The 18154-nt window shown below is 68.3% G+C and carries 20 protein-coding genes and 1 other RNA gene; 5 read left to right on the top strand and 16 right to left on the bottom strand.

The window, feature by feature from the left end; genetic code table 11:
- From folE to ACQKIE_RS06255, 8 genes are all read right to left on the bottom strand, one after another.
- Positions 1-597, bottom strand: a complete 597-nt coding sequence (folE, locus tag ACQKIE_RS06290; RefSeq protein WP_427456960.1) for a GTP cyclohydrolase I FolE — start codon at positions 595-597, stop codon at positions 1-3.
- A gap of 91 nt (positions 598-688) precedes the next feature.
- Positions 689-2137, bottom strand: a complete 1449-nt coding sequence (gene rmuC, locus ACQKIE_RS06285; protein WP_427456958.1) for a DNA recombination protein RmuC — start codon at positions 2135-2137, stop codon at positions 689-691.
- A gap of 72 nt (positions 2138-2209) precedes the next feature.
- Positions 2210-2866: a ribose-5-phosphate isomerase RpiA gene (rpiA, locus tag ACQKIE_RS06280; RefSeq protein ID WP_427456956.1), complete on the bottom strand. Its 657-nt coding sequence runs from the start codon at positions 2864-2866 to the stop codon at positions 2210-2212.
- Positions 2863-3306: an EVE domain-containing protein gene (locus tag ACQKIE_RS06275; RefSeq protein ID WP_427458389.1), complete on the bottom strand. Its 444-nt coding sequence runs from the start codon at positions 3304-3306 to the stop codon at positions 2863-2865. Before ACQKIE_RS06275 ends, rpiA begins: the two co-directional genes overlap by 4 nt.
- 11 nt (positions 3307-3317) lie before the next feature.
- Positions 3318-3929, bottom strand: a complete 612-nt coding sequence (locus ACQKIE_RS06270; RefSeq protein ID WP_427456954.1) for a 5-formyltetrahydrofolate cyclo-ligase — start codon at positions 3927-3929, stop codon at positions 3318-3320.
- 107 nt (positions 3930-4036) lie between these two features.
- A non-coding RNA gene (gene ssrS / locus ACQKIE_RS06265) (6S RNA) lies at positions 4037-4219 on the bottom strand.
- Between the two features lie 8 nt (positions 4220-4227).
- A complete protein-coding gene (locus ACQKIE_RS06260) occupies positions 4228-4536 on the bottom strand; it encodes a cell division protein ZapA (protein ID WP_427456952.1) in 309 nt (102 codons plus the stop codon).
- An 8-nt stretch (positions 4537-4544) separates the two neighbouring features.
- A complete protein-coding gene (locus tag ACQKIE_RS06255; RefSeq protein WP_427456950.1) occupies positions 4545-4769 on the bottom strand; it encodes a TIGR02449 family protein in 225 nt (74 codons plus the stop codon).
- A gap of 93 nt (positions 4770-4862) precedes the next feature.
- On the opposite strand from ACQKIE_RS06255, the gene ACQKIE_RS06250 reads away from it, so the two are divergent.
- Positions 4863-5429 carry a UPF0149 family protein gene (locus ACQKIE_RS06250; protein WP_427456948.1) on the top strand — a complete coding sequence of 189 codons (567 nt, stop codon included), beginning with the start codon at positions 4863-4865 and terminating at the stop codon, positions 5427-5429.
- Positions 5426-6718, top strand: coding sequence for an aminopeptidase P N-terminal domain-containing protein (locus ACQKIE_RS06245; protein WP_427456946.1), 1293 nt, complete (start codon positions 5426-5428; stop codon positions 6716-6718). Before ACQKIE_RS06250 ends, ACQKIE_RS06245 begins: the two co-directional genes overlap by 4 nt.
- Position 6719: 1 nt before the next feature.
- Here the strand turns inward: ACQKIE_RS06245 and pepQ are convergent, their stop codons facing one another.
- The 8 genes from pepQ to rph all read right to left on the bottom strand — a co-directional run bounded on the left by pepQ (position 6720) and on the right by rph (position 14451).
- Positions 6720-8042: a Xaa-Pro dipeptidase gene (pepQ, locus tag ACQKIE_RS06240; RefSeq protein ID WP_427456944.1), complete on the bottom strand. Its 1323-nt coding sequence runs from the start codon at positions 8040-8042 to the stop codon at positions 6720-6722.
- Positions 8043-8122: 80 nt separating this feature from the next.
- Positions 8123-8776, bottom strand: coding sequence for a hypothetical protein (locus ACQKIE_RS06235; protein ID WP_427456942.1), 654 nt, complete (start codon positions 8774-8776; stop codon positions 8123-8125).
- A 16-nt stretch (positions 8777-8792) separates the two neighbouring features.
- Positions 8793-9143, bottom strand: a complete 351-nt coding sequence (locus ACQKIE_RS06230) for a PilZ domain-containing protein (protein ID WP_427456940.1) — start codon at positions 9141-9143, stop codon at positions 8793-8795.
- Positions 9140-11350, bottom strand: a complete 2211-nt coding sequence (locus ACQKIE_RS06225; protein ID WP_427456938.1) for a DUF1631 family protein — start codon at positions 11348-11350, stop codon at positions 9140-9142. The genes ACQKIE_RS06230 and ACQKIE_RS06225 overlap by 4 nt, the downstream gene beginning before the upstream one ends.
- A 112-nt stretch (positions 11351-11462) precedes the next feature.
- Positions 11463-12620, bottom strand: coding sequence for a radical SAM family heme chaperone HemW (hemW, locus tag ACQKIE_RS06220; RefSeq protein ID WP_427456936.1), 1158 nt, complete (start codon positions 12618-12620; stop codon positions 11463-11465).
- On the bottom strand, positions 12617-13210 hold the full coding sequence (gene rdgB / locus ACQKIE_RS06215) for an RdgB/HAM1 family non-canonical purine NTP pyrophosphatase (protein ID WP_427456934.1): 594 nt from the start codon (positions 13208-13210) through the stop codon (positions 12617-12619). The genes hemW and rdgB overlap by 4 nt, the downstream gene beginning before the upstream one ends.
- A gap of 3 nt (positions 13211-13213) precedes the next feature.
- Entirely contained in the window at positions 13214-13723 is a 510-nt protein-coding gene (locus ACQKIE_RS06210) for a GNAT family N-acetyltransferase (protein ID WP_427456932.1), read from the bottom strand.
- Positions 13720-14451 carry a ribonuclease PH gene (gene rph / locus ACQKIE_RS06205; protein WP_427456930.1) on the bottom strand — a complete coding sequence of 244 codons (732 nt, stop codon included), beginning with the start codon at positions 14449-14451 and terminating at the stop codon, positions 13720-13722. The genes ACQKIE_RS06210 and rph overlap by 4 nt, the downstream gene beginning before the upstream one ends.
- Before the next feature lie 78 nt (positions 14452-14529).
- Here rph and ACQKIE_RS06200 point away from each other — a divergent pair, with 78 nt between their 5' ends.
- From ACQKIE_RS06200 to ACQKIE_RS06190, 3 genes are read left to right on the top strand one after another with little or no spacing between them, the layout of a single operon-like run.
- Positions 14530-15393, top strand: coding sequence for a YicC/YloC family endoribonuclease (locus ACQKIE_RS06200; RefSeq protein ID WP_427456928.1), 864 nt, complete (start codon positions 14530-14532; stop codon positions 15391-15393).
- 23 nt (positions 15394-15416) lie between these two features.
- Complete coding sequence (gene argS / locus ACQKIE_RS06195) at positions 15417-17171, top strand: arginine--tRNA ligase (RefSeq protein ID WP_427456926.1); 1755 nt, start codon at positions 15417-15419, stop codon at positions 17169-17171.
- Positions 17172-17224: 53 nt separating this feature from the next.
- Positions 17225-18151: a M14 family metallopeptidase gene (locus ACQKIE_RS06190; protein WP_427456924.1), complete on the top strand. Its 927-nt coding sequence runs from the start codon at positions 17225-17227 to the stop codon at positions 18149-18151.
- Positions 18152-18154: the final 3 nt, after the last annotated feature.

Raw genomic sequence — 18154 nt, 5'->3', positions numbered from 1 at the left:
TCAGCGACGATCGACGCCGACGAAGCGGAGGAACTCGCCGCGCGTGCGGGGATCCTCGCGGAAGCTGCCCAGCATCTGGCTGGTGACCATCGACACGCCGCGCTTGTGCACGCCGCGCGTGGTCATGCACTCATGCGTGGCGTCGATCACCACGCCGACACCGCGCGGGCGCAAGGTGTCCTCGATGCAATGGGCGATCTGCGCGGTCAGCTTTTCCTGCACCTGGAAGCGACGGGCGAAACCGTCGACCACGCGGGCGAGCTTGCTGATGCCCACCACACGGTCGGTCGGCACGTAGCCCACGTGGGCGCGGCCGATGATCGGCGCCATATGGTGTTCGCAGTGGCTCTCGAACTCGATGTCGCGCAACACGATCATCTCGTCGTAGCCTTCGACTTCCTCGAAAGTGCGGCGCAGGTAGTCCGCCGGATCCTCGTCATAGCCGCGGAACCAGTCGGAATAGGCCTTGACCACGCGCTTCGGCGTGTCGAGCAGGCCTTCGCGCTGCGGATCCTCGCCCGCCCACAGCAGCAACGTACGCACGGCCTCCTCGGCCTGTTCGCGGCTGACCGGACGGGACTTGGCGTCGTCGCTCATCGGAGCTGGTTCCTTCGGGGTGCAAACCCTCATTGTACCCCTTCCGAAACGGCGGGAGCCGCTATAGCGGCGAGAAGCGGGACCTTCCCTGCTAGTCCTCGGCGGGCTCCGTGGTATCGGTATCGTCCAGGCCCGGCACGATGTCCAGCAGGGCCTGGGATTCATCTGGTCCCAGCGACTCCACGCCGCGCAGCTTGCGTTCGATAGCGCGGGTGCGCACGCCGGCGGTGTCGATGCTGTTGCGCACGGTATCCAGCTGCTTGCGGGTCTTCTCCAGCACGGTGGCGAACTTGCCGAACTCGTTCTTCACCGCGGCGAGCACGTGCCAGACCTCCGATGAGCGCTTCTCGATCGCCAGCGTGCGGAAGCCCATCTGCAAGCTGTTGAGGAGCGCGGTAAGCGTGGTCGGGCCGGCGACGGTGACCCGGCATTCCCTCTGCAACTGGTCCGACAGCCCGGGCCGGCGGATCACTTCGGCGTAGAGGCCTTCTGTGGGGAGGAACAGGATGGCGAAGTCCGTGGTGTGCGGCGGAGCGATGTACTTGGCGCGGATGCGCTTCGCTTCCTCGCGCACGCGCAGCTCCAGCGCCTTGCCGGCGAGGTGCGCGCCGTCGGCATCCGCGGCGTCCTGCGCGTCGAGCAGGCGCTGGTAGTCCTCCACCGGATACTTGGCGTCGATAGGCAACCAGACGGGACTGCCGTCCTCGGTGCCCGGCAGGCGGATGGCGTACTCCACGCGTTCCGCCGAGCCAGGCACGGTCGCCACGTTGGCGGCGTACTGCTCGGCGACGAGGATCTGCTCGAGCAATGCGCCCAGTTGGACCTCGCCGAAGGTGCCGCGGGTCTTCACGTTGGTCAGCACGCGCTTCAGGTCGCCCACGCCGGCCGCCAGGGCCTGCATCTCGCCGAGGCCTCGCTGCACGGCCTCCAGCCGCTCCGAAACGAGCTGGAACGACTGGCCGAGGCGGGTTTCCAGCGTTGCCTGGAGCTTCTCGTCCACGGTGGCGCGCATCTGCTCGAGCTTCGCCGCGTTGTCCTGCTGGATGGCGCCCAGGCGGGTCTCCAGCGTGGCGCGGACTTCGCCGAGGCGCTTCTCGTTTTCACCGGTGAGGGCGGCGAAGCGCTGGTCGATCAGCTCGCCGAAACGCTTGAGCGTGAGCGCGGATTCCTCGCGCGTCTTCCGCGCATCCTCGGCCAGGCCCTGGCGGAGCGTTTGCAGGCCGATGTCGGTGCGCTCGGTGAGCTGGTCGAGACGGCGGCCGAAGCCCTCGATGCGCTCGTGCTGGCGCTCCGCGGCGATCTGCAATTGCTCCTGCACATGACCGCGGAACTGCCCGAGGCTCTCGCCGAGTTCGCCGCGGCCCGCGCGTTGTTCCTCGCGGATGAGCGCTTCGAGCCGGCGGGTGTCGTCACGCAGCGTGTCGAGGCGGGCGGCGTGGCCGTCGTCTTGCCTCCCCTTGGTGAGGAGGGCGATCAGGAGGCCGAGGCAACCGAGGCCGACCAGCAGCAGGACGATGAGGAGGATGGTTTCGAGCGTCATGGAGCGAGGTTACCCGATCGTGGCGGGTCGGCTCCCACCGAGCAATCTGCCGCAGTTTGGTCGCCGAGGGTCTCAGATCTCGCGATTGCCCACGATGACCACGTCTGCGGGGCGTTTCGCGAACAACCCGACGGCGACGACGCCGACGATCTGGTTGAGGTCGGCTTCCAGTTCCACCGGATTGGCGATGCGCCACCCGTGGACGTCGAGGATCCAGTTGCCGTTGTCGGTGACGACGCCGTCGCGCCACACCGGCTGTCCGCCGCGGGCGACGATCTCGCGGGCCACGTGGCTGCGCGCCATCGGGATCACTTCGATCGGCAGGGGGAACGCGCCCAGCACGTCGACCTGCTTGCTCGCATCGATGATGCAGACGAAGCGGTCCGACGCGGCGGCGACGATCTTCTCGCGCGTGAGCGCGGCGCCGCCGCCCTTGATGAGGCGCTTGTGCGGATCGCACTCGTCCGCGCCATCGACATAGAGGTCGAGCCGGCCGGCGGCGTTGAGGTCGATCACGTCGATGCCGAGCTTGCGCAGGCGCTCGCTGGACGCCTCGGAACTGGAGACGGCTGCCTTGATCCTGTCGCGGTACTGGCCGAGCTCGTCGATGAAGAAATTCACCGTGGAACCGGTGCCCACGCCGATGATGCCGTTCTTGAAGGCGCCGTCGCCCACGTAGCGGAAGGCGGCGGTTTCCGCCGCGAGACGCTTCTCGTTGTCCTGGCTCATCGTTTTTCCAGCGTGAGGATGAAGTCCCAGTCGCCCTTCGCCACCGGCATCACGGAAAGGCGGTTGCCCTTGCGCACCAGCGGCATGTCGGCGAGTTCTTCGTAACCCTTCAATTCGTCGAGGGAGATGTTCCGCGCGAGCTTGCGCTCGAACTTCACGTCGACCAGCATCCAGCGCGGCTGCTCGCGCGTGCTCTTCTCGTCGTAATACTTGGACTTGCGGTTGAACTGGCTTTCGTCCGGATAGGCGGGCGACGCGACCGAAGCGATGCCGACGATGCCGGGCACCTCGGTATTCGAGTGGTAGAAGAAGATCTTGTCGCCGACTTTCATGCCGTCGCGCATGAAGTTGCGCGCCTGGTAATTGCGCACGCCGTCCCAGGCCTCGACGCCCTTGCGCTGCAGATCGTCGATCGAGAAGGTGTCCGGCTCCGACTTCATGAGCCAGTACTTCACGCGTCGCCGCCCGTGCAGTCGATCAGTTCCTTGTCGGTCGCGATGTAATCGAGCGGGATGTCCCACTCGGCGGTCTCGATCGCGTCGATTTCCTGGAAGTCGTAAGCCACGCCGACCAGCAAGGGCTGTGCCGGGCGCTTCTGCCCGCGCAGGAATTCGAAGCTGCGGTCGTAATACCCGCCGCCGAAGCCGAGTCGATTACCGCGCCGGTCGAAGCCGAGCAGGGGCACCAGCACGAGGTCGAGCTTGTCCGCCTCGACGATGCGCTCGGCGGCCTTGGGCTCGGGAATGCCCATTTCGTTGGCTTCCACGTCCTCGCCCGTGGTCCACGGCGCGAAGCGGAGCCTGCGCTTGCCACCCCATTTCGTGACGACGGGGAGGTAGAAGGTCTGGCCGCGCTCGGCCATCGGTGCGATGGCCAGGTTGAGCGGCAGTTCGCCGCCGGTGGCCCAGTAGCCGGCCACATGGGTATCCGTGAGGAATTCCGGCAACTGCTCGAGCGACTGGCGCAGCCCCTGGGCTGCCGCGACGCGCTCGGCCGGCTTCAACTGGCGGCGGCGTTGCGCGAGGTCGGCTCGCAGTTCACGTCTCTCGGGAAGCTTTGACATGGTCGTTCAGCTGAACGGCACAGGCAAGGTCGCCGTCGAGCCGCCGCACCCGGTGCCGCGGGTCCGACGCTGACCGGCCCTGGGGGCCGGTCGGCTGGAATGGAGAGGCGTTCTCCGCGATGCCGCTGCGCACCAAACGACCTTGATCCAAAGGATCAGGTGGGAGGGCTACGCAACTTCGAGGCTTTCCGTACGAGGCGGACATGCACAACAGTCGCGAAAAGCCGACCCGGGGTCGTATGTAGGAACAAGGCAAATGTAAAGTGCGCTGGCGAACACCGCAGGGAACGCCTGTCGCCTATTTTACCGATGCGTCGAGCAGACCATCAAGCTTTCTTCGCAGGGCGGCCAATCCGTCGGTCAGCACCTGTTCCTGGGAGTCGTGCTCCTTGCGCAGCGTGAGCAGTTCGTGAGCGATGCTCACGGCCGCCAGCACGGCCAGGCGGTCGAAACCGGGCACTTTTGCATTGGATTTCAACTCGCGCATCTTCCCGTCGAGGAATTGGGCCGCGGCGATCAGGCCGGGGCGCTCCTCGGGGGCGCAGGCGATATGGAACTCGCGATCGAGCAGGCGCAGGGAAACCGGTTCACTGGCGGTTGCATTCATGTGACGGATCAGCCCGTGTTCTCGAGCGCCTTCAGGCGCTGGATCATCGCTTCCACACGGCTACGCGCCTGTTCGTTGCGTGCCATGAGTCCCGCGCGTTCGTTCGCCAGCTGTTCCTGGCTGTGGCGCAGGCTGCGGTTTTCCTCGGAAAGGCGGCGCACGGTGTCGACGAGCCGGTCGAGCGTGGCGCTCAAGGCTTCCAGTTCGGTCTTGAAGGCATCCGGGGTCGTCATGCGCGGACTATAACAGGAGGTCCGGGCTTGTCGGCAGCCCGTGAAGTACGCCCTCTGCATTAGACTTTGGTTCCACGCCCGAGGAGTACCGCCATGCCGGCCAACCAGACCGTCGACCCCGAAGACATCGCCGAACTGATCGGGCGTTGCAAGCTGGCCACCTCGGTCAGCGAATTCCACGGCTCGCTGGTGGGTTACATCAGCGCGGGCGGGCGCTTCTCGCACGGTTCGGTGCTGGACGCCCTGCAGATCGAGCCCGACCCGGCGCCGAGCGCGGACGAGCAGGCCATGCTGGCGCGACTGCGCCACCAGACGGAAGCGTGGCTCGCCGATACCGACCTTACCTTCGGTCCCTGGCTCCCCGAGGAAGACGCGCCCCTGGCCGAGCGCGCCGAAGGACTCACCGAATGGACCCGCGGCTTCCTCGGCGGTTTCGGCCTGGGTGGCACCGCGGAGACGGCGAAGGCACTGAGCGAAGACGCGCGCGAGGTGCTGAAGGACATGGCTACCATCGCCGCCACCGAATTCGTGCTCGACGAGGACGTGGAGGGCGACGAGGAGTCGCTCACCGAGATCGAGGAATTCGTCCGCGTCGGGGCGCTCCTGCTCCACGCCGAGGCCGGCGGCCGGAACGAACCGGCGAGCGACACGCTGCATTGATCGCCGCGACGGAATACGCCCGGCGTCGCCGGGAGCTGATGCACATGGCTGGCGAGGACGCGGTGCTGATCCTCGCCGCCGCCCCGGAACGCATGCGTAACGCGGACGCGCCCTGGCCTTACCGGCAGGACTCGGACTTCCACTACCTCACGGGTTTTGGGGAGCCGGACGCGGTGCTGGCCCTGCTTCCCGGCCGTGCCCACGGCGAAAGCGTGCTGTTCTGCCGGGAGCGGGACGCGGATCGCGAGCGCTGGGACGGCGAGCGCATGGGCACGGACCGCGCCGCGCGCGAACTGCGCCTCGACGACGCGTTCCCGATCGACGACATCGACGACATCCTGCCCGGCATGATCGAAGGCCGTTCGCGGGTGTATTGCCACTTCGGGCAAGAGCCCGATTTCGACGCCCGTCTGCTCGCCTGGATGCGCCGCCTGCGCACCGCCCGCGGTGGCGGCGTCGCGCCCAAGGACCTCGTGGCGCTGGGCCACCTGCTACACGACCTGCGCCTGTTCAAGTCGCGCGACGAACTGGCGCTCATGCGGCGCTCGGCCCAGGTGGCTGGCGCCGCGCACCTCGCGGCGATGGCGATCGCCCGTCCGGGTGTGGCCGAGTACGAAGTGGAGGGCGAGATCCTGCGCAGTATCCGGAGCCAGGGTGCGGTACCGGCGTTCCCGCCGACCGTGGCCGGCGGCAGCAACGCCTGCATCATGCATTACCAGGCCAATCGGGCGACGCTGAAGGAGGGCGACCTCCTGCTCATCGATGCCGGTGCGGAAGTCGATTGCTACGCTTCCGACATCACCCGGACCTTTCCCGTGGGCGGGCGATTCAGCCGCGAGCAGCGCGCCCTCTACGAAATCGTGCACGAGGCGCAGCTCGCGGCGATCGATGCGGTGCGACCCGGCCGTTCCTTCGGGGAGGCCCACGAGGTCGCCGTGCGGATCATCGCCGAAGGCCTCTGCGCCGTCGGCATCCTGCGCGGCGGCGCCGACCGCGTCATCGCCGACGGCAGCTACAAGGCGTATTTCCCCAGCAAGACCGGCCACTGGCTCGGCCTGGACGTGCACGACGTGGGCGACTACCGCATCGACGGCGAGCCGCGCATCCTCGAGGAGGGCATGGTCGTCACCGTCGAGCCGGGCATCTACATCCCGCCGAACGACAAGCGCGTGGACGAGCGCTGGCGTGGCATCGGCATCCGCATCGAGGATGACGTCGCGGTGACCAAAGGTGCGCCGGACGTCATGACCGCGATGGTGCCCAAGGCCCCGGAAGCCCTGGAACGCTAAGTCAGAGCAACGCGAATGCGTCGCGCGTCAGGTTCTCCGGCTCGCCCGTCGTGCACACCACGTCGTCCTCGATGCGGATACCGCCGTACTTGCGGAACGCATCCACCTTCGCCCAGTCGATGTCGCCCGAGAACGGCTTGTCCTTGAGTTCGGCCAGCAGCATGTCGATGAAGTAGATGCCCGGCTCGATGGTCACCACCATGCCCGGCTCCAGCTTGCGCGTGAGGCGCAGGTAGGGATGTCCGTCGGGCTTGGCGATCGTGCCGCCCGTTTCCGCCGCCTGGAAGCCGGCGACGTCGTGCACTTGCAGCCCGATGCCGTGGCCCAGGCCATGCGGGAAGAAGGCGGACGAGACGCCGGACTCGACGGCGCTTTCCGGGCTCATGCGGATGAAGCCGTGGTCGCGCAGGACACCGGCGAGCACGTGGTGCGCGTGCACGTGCAGGTCGGGATAGCTCTGCCCCGCGCGAACCTTCGCCACGAACGAGCGCTCGGCCGCGTCCACCGAATCGATCAGCTCCTGGAAGTCAGTCGCATGGCTGCCGGCATACGTGCGCGTGATGTCGCTCGCGTAACCTGAGGCGCTGGCGCCGGCGTCGATGAGGAAGGAGCGGCTTTCGGCCGGCGCACGGCGGTCGAAGTTCGTGTAATGCAACACGGCGCCGTGCTCGTTGAGACCCACGATGCTGGCGTAAGGCAGCTCGGCATCGATCTGGCCGACGGCGGTCAGGTACGCGAGGTGGATGCCCAGTTCGCTCTCGCCCTGACGGAAGGCGCGCTCCGCGGCGCGGTGGCCGCGCGTGCCGCGGCGGCTGGCCTCGCGCATCAGCTCGAGCTCGTACGGTGTCTTGTACGCACGGTGGTAGTGCAGGTGGTCGATCACCGCGGGCGGATTGTTGGCACAGACATCCTGCAGGTTGCAGTACTGGTCGCCGATGATGGCGCAGCGCGACAGCGTGGCCGGCAGTTCGGCGATGGCGTCCGCGGGCTTGCGCACGACGACGATGTCGAAGTGGTCAACCCAGTAGCCCGAGGGTGCTTCCGGCACGACATGCCAGTAGTCGCGCGGCTGCAGGAAGACCAGCTTGGGCTTTTCACCCGGCGTGTAGACGAGCCAGCTCCCCGGTGCGTCGACCAGCGGCAACCAATGCTTGAAATGCGGATTCGTGATGAACGGGTAGTCCTGGTCGTCCAGGAACTTCGTGATCGGCCGGCCGGCCGGCACCACGAGGTGCTCGAACCCGCCCCGGGCCAGCGCGGTGTCGGTGCGCTCGCGCAAGGTGGCGAGGTGCTGGGGGTAGAGCGCGGCCAGCGCGTCGTTCATGGGAATCTCCGGGGACGTGGGGCAAACGCCAATGGTGCGCCTCCGCGATGCCGGAGCCAAGCCTGCTATCCCAAAGGGACTCAGGCCTTGGCGAACACCACGGCGTAGTCGCCCGCGATGTCACCCAGCCGGTGGCGCAGGATCGTTGCCGCGTATTCGTCGCCACCCAGCAAGCCCCGCAAGTGCGCGCCGTAAAGCGTGATCGCGAAATGTCCCACCGCGAAGTCGTGTCCGGGCGAACGCCAGAGGTGCAGTGGCGTCCAGGTGGCGCAGGAAGGGCAGGCCACGTACGCCGAATCGGGAGCGTCGCACCACACGATGAGCGCTTCCTCCAATGCTTCGCTGCCTTCGTCGCCGAGCGACAAGGCGCCTTGGCATTCGGGGCAGCGGATGGTGAAGCCACCGTCGTAGCGGCAGAAGATGCCATTCTCGCGACCGCCGTCGAGGAGGTGCGCGCCGCCGTGGCCATCTTCGCCCCAGCGGTGGCCGCTGGCGTGCAGCCCGATGGCACGGATGCCGGTCTCGGCGACGAAACGTTCGTCGAGCACGCGGAACCTCGGCTCGTCGTCGTCGCTCGGAAGCGCCGCGATGGTGCCGTCGCCGACCAGGTGCCGGTACAGGTCCGTGGCGGCCGCGGCGGCATCGTCGCGTTCGAGTTGCGTGTCGACCAGGATGGTGGTGGCATCGCTCATGACGAGGGATGGTGGGCTTCCGCCGGGGGCATCGTAAAGCATGGTCGGTGGCTTCCGTTCAGTCCGCGGGTGGTCCGATCCATTCGTCGATGGCACGTACGTCGTCTTCGCCGGCGGAGACGATGCGGTAGCCGGACCAGAAATGTCCCGCCGATGCCGCCGGTTCGTGCCATTGCTCCTGGATGCCGATCTCGACCCGATGTTCGCGGTGCTGCGCGTCAGGCAGCGTGAAGGCCACCTGGTACACCCCGCCGTGGACGGGTGCACCCGAGACCAGCAGCATCGCGCCGCTCGTGGAAAGGTTACCGAGCTGGCCGATGACCTGCTCATTCTTGAAGACGTCCACCACCGGAATGGGCGCGGTGGCGCGCTTGCGTTGTGCGCGGCGCTGGTCGGACGTGTCGTTCATGCGTGGCCCGCCATGCGTTCCATGACGCTTTCACGGCGCAGGTTGCGCGCGACGGCGCGCCACGCCCGGTCGACGATCGACATCCGCTGCTCCTTCCATTCGCGTACCTCGCCGCTGGCGATCAGCCGGGCGAGGCGGGTGAGATCGATATCCTCGGTGCGTCCGCCGCGCTGGTTCACGAACAGGCAGCGGCCGGTGCCGGGCGAGAACCAGGCCAGCTTGCGCAGCGCGATGTCGCCGTCCGGCTGGATGAACTCGAACCAGGTGCCGAAGCGCAGGCTGGCGAACCCGTCGTAGATCGCCCGTGCGGCCGGATCGAGGGGCGTGGGCTGGACCGGCGCGACCGCTTCGCCATGGGCCGTGCCTTCCCCGAGCCGTGGTCGCTGTTTCAGCCGCAGCGCCACGTCCGTGGGCGTGAGGCCTTCCTCTTTCTGACTCCCCGGCGGTTCGAAGACGCCGGCCGCGACCTGCGCGGCTTCGGCCGCATGCATGCCGAGGTGCTCCAGCCCGCGCTCCACGTCCTGGCGCAACTTCTGCGGATCGGCGACGGGCCGTCGACCCAGCAATTGGTCCGTGACGCCCATGCAATACAGGAACGCTTCGCCGTTCTCGCCGCCGCGGAGGATGTGCAGGGCGAGCACGTCGGCCCAGGTCCGCTCGAGCAGGATGCGCAGCACGCCGCGCGGCGCCGCGCCACGCACCATGTGCTCGTTCATGATCTCGGTGGCGCGCTGACGCGCGCGCTCCAGGCGGTCGCGGCCCTCCATCGCCTCGATCTGGCGACGCTCGGCGACGTGCGCCTTGCGCGAGAGCAGGGCGATCTGTTGCTCGATGTCCGCGCGCCACGTGGGATCGATGACCTGCGCATGGCTGGCCTCGACCACGAGGCGCTCCAGGCGGTCGACCAGCCCGGCATCCGGCTCGCCTTCCTTCGGATCGAGCCAGTGCTGCGCCGCCTCGCCGACCGTGTCCAGCAACTGGCGCGCGGGATGCTCCGCCTGGTCGAAAAAGCCGCGGTCGTTCACCGCGGCGCGCAGCATGGGCCACTGCAGGCCGCCAAGGACCGCGCGACCCGGGCTGGCCGCCGCGAGTTGCTGGCCGAGGCTCTGGAACAGCATGGCCGTCAGTTCGACCGTATCGCCTTGCTCGATCGTGAGCTCGGCGGGCGGCGACCCGGCGGGCCGACCGAGGTTGAGCTGGTGGATGAGTTCGTCGCGCAGTGCCTGTGCGCTGCGGATCTCGCGCTGCGCGGCATCGGCCACGTCGGTGACATGCCCTTGGAGGGCGAGCAAGGCCGTCTGCAATTCGTCCTCGGAAGCGAGCCGGCCCGGCGCGAACCCCGCCCCGCGGCCACTCTGTACGCGGCTGGCCAGCAACGCGCGCAGGCCTTCGAGCACGCCGATGTGTCCTTCGACCGTCGCCGTCGTCGCGCCCGTGCCGGCCACGGCGTCGGTTGTCGTCTCGGCCGGTTTCGCGCGGCGCTCGTTGGCGGGCGTGGCGGCGATGCGCACATTGGGATACACGCGGAACCCGGGCAGGACGCCGCGCGTACGGAAGTGCTCGTTCAATGCGCCATAGAACGCTTCGCCGCGGCCGAGCACATGCGTGTCCATGGCCTGGAACAGCAGCAGGCGGTGCGGATTCACCAGCGGCATCGGCGCGACGGCGGCATCGAGGGCGGCCGTAAGCGCGCGCGGTCCGGCGGGAAGCGCTTCCCCGTCGAGCGGTGCCGTGCCCGCCAGCACGGCGAGCCGGTAGCCCAGTTCGAACAGGCTGCTGGCGCTGCGCGCTTCGCAACGGGCCGCCATGCTCGCCAGCGCGTCGGCCTGCTCCTGTTCCTCGGGGTCCACCAGGCTCAGGCTGAGGGTGAGGTGCTCGCCCGCGGCGCCGGACTTCCCGGCATGGGGTTCGCCCAAGCGGCGAAAGCGATCCGAGAGGTACGCGGCGAATCGATTGCGGAATCCGGGTCCTTCGCGTTCGGCGATCAGGCGGCTTTCGAAACAGGATTGTTGTTCGAGGTGGTTGCGACTGGCTTCCGCGGCGGCGAACAGGCGGCGGTCGAAATCGCGCAATGCTTCACGCAGCGGCATGTCCAGCCAGGTCAGGCACAGCGACAGGCCCTGCTGTGCTTCGCGTTCGGCACGCGGCGACAGGGCGACGGGATGCGGTCCCGTCCGGCCGTACGGCGGCTGCGTGCCTCCACTCATGCGATGAGGTCCTCCACGACCCTGCGGTCACGAGTTTAGGTGCCGGTATGGCGCCCGCGCCAGCGACCAAGCGGCTCGCTTATGGCTTAGGGCGATTGGAATAGGCGCGCTTTCACGCCATGAACGATTCGATGACGTCGTTCAGGAAACGCTGGCCTAGGGGCGTGGTTTTCAGGACCGCCGGGTCGTCGACCAGCCACCCGCGGGTGACGCAGGTGGCGCGCGCCGAGGCGATGGCCTCCTGGGGCAGGCCCGTCCGCTCGGCGAAATCGCTTGCTGGCACGCCGTCGATCAGCCGCAGTGCGTTGAGCATGTACTCGAACGGCAGGTCCGCCGGGGCGACGAGACCGTCGCCGCCGATCCGGGCCAGTTGGCCGGCACTCGCCAGGTAGGCAGCCGGCAGGCGGTTCTTCCACCGGCGGCGCACGCCATTCGTGTCGCTGATCTTGCCGTGCGCGCCGGCGCCGATACCGAGGTAATCGCCGAAGCGCCAGTAATTGAGGTTGTGCGCGCACTGTCGGCCGGGCCGCGCATAGGCCGAAACCTCGTACTGCCCGTAACCGGCACTGGCCAAGCGCGCCTCGCAGGCCTCCTGGATCGCCCAGGCCGCGTCGTCGTCGGGTAGCGGCGGAGGATTCGCGGCGAAGGCGGTGTTCGGTTCGAGCGTGAGCTGGTAGTGCGACACATGCGTGGGCGCGAGCGCGACGGCGCGCTCCACGTCATCGAGTGCACCGGCCAGGCTCTGCGTCGGCAACGCATACATCAGGTCGATGTTGATGTTGTCGATGCCAGCGTCCTGCGCCTCGCGCACAGCATTCGCGGCGTCGTCCGACGAATGGATGCGTCCCAGGCGGCGCAGCTTGTCGTCGTCGAAACTTTGCACGCCGAAGGAAATGCGGTTGACGCCGGCGGCGAGATAACCGTCGAAGCGGCCATGCTCCACCGTGCCCGGATTCGTCTCCAGCGTGACTTCGGCAGCCGCCGCGAAGGGCAGGCGTTCACGCGCGCCGTCGAGGAAGCGTCCGACGAGTTCGGGCGAGAACAGGCTCGGCGTGCCACCGCCGAAGAACACGGTTTCGACGGGGCGCCCGTGCAACGCCGCGCCGAAGTCGCGCAGGTCGGCGTCGAGATCGGCGAGCAAGGCGTCGGTATACGCCGCGTAATCGGGCGTGCCGCGCACGCCGTGCGAATTGAAATCGCAGTACGGGCATTTGCGCACGCACCAGGGCATGTGCACGTAAAGCGACAGCGGCGGCGGCGAAAGGCTCATGCGATGCCGGGCAGACGCGCCTTGAGCGTCGCCAGCGCCTGTCCGCGATGGCTCAGCCGATTCTTCAGGGCCGGCTCGAGTTCCGCCGCGGAGATGTCGTGGCCCTCGGGCAGGAACAGCGGGTCGTAGCCAAAGCCGCCGGTACCGCGCTCCGCCTCGAGGATGCGGCCATGCCAGCGCCCCTCGGCGATCAGCGGCGCGGGATCGTCCGCATGGCGCAGCAGCACCAGCACGGCGATGAAATACGCCTGGCGCCGTTCCGCCGGCACGCCGGCGAGTTCGCGCAGCAGCTTCGCCCTGTTCGCGGCGTTGTCGCCGTGCGTTCCCGCATAGCGTGCGGCATAAAGACCGGGTGCGCCGCCGAGGGCGTCGACGCAGATGCCTGAGTCGTCCGCAAGGGCGGGAAGGCCGGTGATCCGCGCCGCGTGTCGCGCCTTGATCAGCGCGTTCTCGACGAAGGTCAGGCCCGTTTCGTCGGCATCGTCGACGCCTAGCGCCGTCTGCGGGACGAGTTCGACGCCGCTGCCCGCGAGCAGATGTTCCAGTTCCACCACTTTCCCGGCATTGCCGGAAGCGAGCACGATGCGCATCGCTCAGACTCCTCCGGCGAATTCGGGCGCGTAGTCGACACGACCGCCATAGCCGGCGAGGCCGTCCACGGTGAGCGCCAGTACCTGGAACGCGTTGCCGCCTTCGAATGCATCATGGAGCCCGTGCGCGGAGGCCTTGGCGAAGCCGAAGCCACCGTAATACGCCGGAGAGCCAAGCACGAAGATCGCCCGCGCGTCGCGCACGAAGCAGGCGCCGATGCCTTCCTCGATCAGGGAGCGGCCGACGCCCTGGCGCTGGTGGTCGGGGTGCACGGCGATCGGCGCGAGTCCGAGCGCCTTCCCGTCGTCGCCTTTCTCCACCGTGACCGGCGAAAACAGCACATGGCCCAGCACCGCGTCGGCGTCGTCGACGGCGACCAGCGAGATCGCGTCGCGACCGGCCTGCACCAGCCGCCTGACGAGTCCGGCTTCCGCTTCCCGGCCGAAAGCGGCGCGGTGGACGGCGAGGATGGCCTCGAGGTCGGCGGCGGTGGCGGCGCGGACCTCGCTCACGGCGTGGCTTCCAGGGCGGCACGCTGCGCAGCGACCAGCTCCGTGATGCCCTTGCTGGCGAGGTCGAGCAGGGCGTCCATTTCGTCACGGCGGAAGGCATGGCCCTCGGCCGTTCCCTGGACCTCGATGAAGCCGCCGCCGTCGTTCATCACGACGTTCATGTCCGTGTCGCAGTTCGAATCCTCGGCATAATCGAGGTCGAGCACGGGCACGCCGTTATAGACGCCGACCGAAACGGCGGCGATGGCGCCGAGGATCGGATTGCGCTTGATGGCGTTGCGCTTGGTGAGGGTCGCCACCGCGTCGACGAGGGCCACATAGGCCCCCGTGATCGCCGCCGTGCGCGTACCGCCATCGGCCTGGATCACGTCGCAGTCCAGGGTGATCACGCGCTCGCCGAGGGCGGCGCGATCCACGCAGGCGCGCAGCGAGCGGCCGATCAGGCGCTGGATCTCCATGGTGCGGCCACCCTGGCCGCCGCGCGCGGCTTCACGCTGGGTCCGGTCGGTGGTCGCGCGAGGCAACATGCCGTATTCGGCGGTGACCCAGCCCTCGCCCTTGCCGCGGAGCCACGGCGGCACGCGCTCCTCGATCGACGCGGTGCAGAGCACCTTGGTGTCGCCGAAGGAAACGAGCACGGAGCCTTCCGCGTGGCGGGTGTAATGGCGTTCGATGCTGACGGCGCGCAACTGGTCGGCGGCGCGCCCGCTAGGACGGGTAAGGGTCATGTGGGGCCTGATTTGGGCACGGGCGGTGGGTCAGTTTACCATTGCGCCCTTTCCCGACGCGCGAGCGCGAGGCAACCGATGATCCGCAGCATGACCGCCTATGCCTCCGCCGAGGGCAACGGCCCCTCGGGCACGCTCACCTGCGAGCTGCGCACCGTCAACCACCGTTACCTCGAGATCAGCCCGCGCCTGCCCGACGAAATGCGTGGCTTCGAAAGCGCCTTGCGCGAACGCATCGCCGCCCGCCTTTCGCGCGGCAAGGTGGACGTCACCGTCCGCCTGCGCGCGGAACCGGGCTCGGGAGAGGGCCTGCGCGTCAATGGCGCGGTGCTCTCGCGCCTGTCCGACCTGGCGCTGGACCTGGAACAGCGCTTTCCGCGCATGCAAGTGCAGTTCACCGAGCTCCTGCGCTTTCCGGGCGTGCTCCAGCAGCCGGAGGCGGACGCCGATGCCCTGCAGGCCGCCCTGTTCGACGTCCTCGATCGCGCGCTCGCGGCGCTGGGCGACACGCGCGGGCGCGAAGGCACGAAGCTCGGCGAGATGCTGCGTGAACGCCTCGATGGCATCGACAAGATCGTGACCGACGTCCGCGGCTGGCTCCCCGAGATCCGCACGGCGCTGCGCGCGCGACTCGAGTCCCGCCTCGCGGACATCCGCCAGCCGGCCGATCCGGGCCGCCTCGAGCAGGAACTCGTGCTGCAGATCACCCGCATGGACGTGGATGAGGAACTGGACCGCCTGGCCACCCATATTTCCGAGGCGCGCCGCGTGCTGGCACTGAAGGAACCGGTGGGACGCCGCCTCGACTTCCTCATGCAGGAATTCAACCGCGAGGCGAACACGCTGGGCTCCAAGTCGGTCGACTCGCGCACCACCAACGCCGCGGTCGAACTCAAGGTGCTGATCGAGCAGATGCGCGAGCAAGTGCAGAACATCGAGTGACCGTGACTTCCTGGATTCCCGCCATGCCGTCGTCCGCCGACGCGACCCTGTTCGCCCATGTCGATCGCCTCCTGGCCGACGCCTTCGCCGCATGCGGCTTCGACACGGAGGGTGTGCGCGCCGTGCCGGCACAGCGCCCGGAGTTGGGCGACCTGCAATGCAACGCCATCATGGCGCTCGCCGGACGGTTGAAGCGTCCGCCACGCGAGTTGGCGAGCGCCGTCGCGGAGCGACTCGGTACGCTCGACGACTTTGCCGAGGTCGGCATCGCGGGACCTGGCTTCATCAACCTCAGGCTGTCCGACGGTCTCCTGTCGCATTTCGCCGCAGCGCAGGCCGCCGCGCCGCGGGGCGGCATCCTGCCGCAATCGCCGGAGACGATCGTCATCGACTTCGGCGGCCCCAACGTCGCCAAACCGCTGCATGTCGGTCACCTGCGATCGCTGGTGTTGGGCGAAAGCCTGCGGCGGATCCTCGCCGCGCAAGGCCACCGCGTGATCGGGGATGTCCACCTCGGCGATTGGGGCCTGCAGATGGGCATGCTGATTTCCGAGGCCCTCGTGCGCTGGCCCGAACTCGCCGAGGACGGCCCTTGGCGCGACGATCCGCCGTTCGACATGCAGACCTTGCAGGAGCTCTACCCACGCGTGGCCGCGGCGTGCAAGGCGGACCCCGAGCGGATGGCGATCGCGCGCGCCGCGACGGCGGAGCTGCAGTCCGGCAGCGAGCGCCACATGCGAATCTGGGAAGCCGTGCGCCGGGTGTCGCTGGATGCGCAGGCGCGCGATTTCACGACCCTGGACGCTCACTTCGACGAACTGCTGGGCGAAAGCCACGTCCAGCCGCTCATTCCGGGGATGATCGCCGACCTTGTCGCACGCGGCGTCGCGGTTCGCAGCGACGGTGCGTTGGTAATCGAGGTGGCGAGGGACGACGACGAGTCGCCGATGCCGCCGTTGCTCCTCGAGAAATCCGACGGCGCGGCACTGTATGCCACCACCGATCTCGCGACGATCGTCGATCGCAAGGCGCGGCATCGTCCGGCGCGCATCGTCTACGTGGTCGACCAGCGGCAATCGCTGCACTTCGCCCAGGTGTTCCGCGCTGCGCAGGTGGCGGGATTCGCCGAGGGCACGACATTGGTCCACGTGGGCTTCGGCACCGTCAACGGCGCCGACGGCAAGCCGTACAAGACCCGCGATGGCGGCGTCGCGCAACTTCGCGACCTGCTCGCCGACGCGCTGGACAAGGCGCGAGCGCGGCAATCCACCGATGCATCGCCGAGCGACGCCGACGAGGCGTCCGAGCTGGCGGCCGCCATCGGCATCGCCGCCGTCAAATTCGCGGACCTGTCGACGTACCGCACCTCGGGTTACGTGTTCGATGCCGAGCGCATGGTCTCCTTCGAAGGTCGGACCGGCCCCTACGTGCAGTACGCGTGCGTGCGCATCTCGTCGATGCTCGAGAAGGCCACGCGGGAAGGTTTCGCCGCCGGCTCCATCGACGTGCGCAAGCCCACGGAGCGCCAGTTGGTGCTGCTGTGCGCGCGCTTCCCCGATGTCGTTGCGTCGGCGGCGGCCCGTTACGCACCGAACGAGATTGCCGACTTCGCTTACGACCTCGCGCAAGCCTTCAGCCGCTTCTACGCGGAATGCCCCGTGCTTGCGGCGCCAAGCGAAGGGGAACGTGCCTCGCGCCTGGCGCTGGCCGGATTGACGCGTGGCGTGCTGGCCGAGGCCCTCGACTTGCTCGGTATTCGCGTGCCCGCGCGCATGTAACCGCCGCGGCCTATCGCTACCTTCCAGAACCCTCCATTTCGGGATCGCTCGCCATGACCACGCCTTCGTCTTATCCCATCGGCACGCCACTGCATCCGTGGGGCGCCGCGGAAATCGCCGAGTGGCGCGCACGCCAGGTAAAGCGTCGCAGCTACGCGGACGAGGTCCTCCAGCCCATCGAGTCGCTCCGCGACCGCTTCGACGTGTCCGTCTACGGCGCGCTCGAGTACGCTGGTGAGTCCTTCCCGCTGCTGGCCGTGCGCAGCCGCGGCTGGCGCGACGATCTTCCCGTGATGCTCGTCACCGGCGGCGTCCATGGCTACGAAACCAGCGGCGTGCACGGCGCGTTGCAGTTCCTGCGCGACCATGGCGACGACTACACCGGCCGCGCGAACCTCCTGGTGGTCCCCTGCGTCAGTCCCTGGGCCTACGAGCGCATCAACCGCTGGAATCCGGATGCCATCGATCCGAACCGGAACTTCCGTGAGGGCAGCCCGTCCGGCGAGGCGGCGGCCCTGGTGAAACTGCTGGCACCGCTGCGCGACCGCATCCTCATGCACATCGACCTGCACGAGACCACCGACTCCGACGAATCCGAATTCCGTCCCGCCTTGGCGGCACGCGACGGAAAGGTTTTCGAGCCCGGCGAGGTGCCGGACGGTTTCTACCTCGTGGACGACAGCGACAAGCCGCAACCGGCGTTCCAGCAGGCGATCATCGACGCCGTCGCGCAGGTCACCCACATCGCGCCGGCCGACGCCAGCGGCGAGATCATTGGCTCCCCGCAGGTGGCGCCGGGTGTCATCGAGTACGCGTTGAAGCAGCTCGGGCTGTGCGCGGGCATCACGAACGCCCGCTACACGACCACGACCGAGGTTTATCCCGATAGCCCGCGCGCCACGCCGCAGCAGTGCAATGACGCGCAGGTGGCGGCGGTGCGTGCGGCCATCGATTACGCGCTGGCGCACGCGGCAGGCTAGGGC

Origin of the sequence: Luteibacter sp. NPDC031894, from assembly GCF_050273135.1 — a bacterium.
Taxonomy (GTDB): domain Bacteria; phylum Pseudomonadota; class Gammaproteobacteria; order Xanthomonadales; family Rhodanobacteraceae; genus Luteibacter.
This window is presented reverse-complemented; position numbering and strand designations above follow the sequence as displayed.